Source organism: Rubrivivax rivuli, assembly GCF_004016505.1.
GTDB lineage: Bacteria > Pseudomonadota > Gammaproteobacteria > Burkholderiales > Burkholderiaceae_C > Rubrivivax > Rubrivivax rivuli.
This window is the reverse complement of sequence record NZ_SACR01000016.1, coordinates 1-561: the sequence shown is the minus strand read 5'-3', so window position 1 is coordinate 561 and position 561 is coordinate 1. Positions and strand designations below refer to the sequence as shown.

The following is a 561-nucleotide window of genomic DNA, read 5'->3' as shown; positions in this document are numbered from 1 at the left end:
ACCCCCGATCGGCCGTGACGCGCAAGGACGAGTACCGCCGAACGCTCGTGCGCCAGGGGGCCACGCTGGGGGCCAACTGCACCATCGTGTGCGGCACCACGGTGGGCCGGTATGCCTTCGTGGGCGCGGGCGCGGTGATCAACCGAGATGTGCCCGACTTCGCGCTGATGGTGGGCGTGCCGGCGCGCCAGGTGGGCTGGATGAGCCGCCACGGCGAACGCCTGCTGCTGCCGCTGCAGGGCCAGGCCGAGGCCACCTGCCCGCACACGGGCGACCGCTACGTGCTGCAAGGCGCCCAACTCAGCCTGCAGACCGCCTGAACCGACACCGCCCACCGCGTGAAACAAGAGGCACCGACATGAATGCACCCGAATCGCCCAAGACCCTGGCCCAGCCGCTGGACTTCATCGACCTGAAGAGCCAGTACGCTGCGTTGCGCGAGAACATCAACGCGCGCATCCAGCGCGTGCTCGACCACGGCCAGTACATCATGGGCCCCGAGGTGCAGGAACTGGAGACCAAGCTGGCCGCCTTCACGGGCTCGAAGCACTGCATCACGGT

2 protein-coding genes are annotated in these 561 nt (G+C 68.6%); both read left to right on the top strand.

The features are described 5' to 3' along the window. Nucleotides 1-320 (top strand): LbetaH domain-containing protein (locus EOE66_RS21630; RefSeq protein ID WP_502573845.1); only part of this gene is annotated, 320 nt, incomplete at its 5' end. A 77-nt stretch (nt 321-397) separates the two neighbouring features. Continuing rightward, the coding region (locus EOE66_RS21625) for a DegT/DnrJ/EryC1/StrS family aminotransferase (RefSeq protein ID WP_164885218.1) at nt 398-561 on the top strand (164 nt) is incomplete at its 3' end.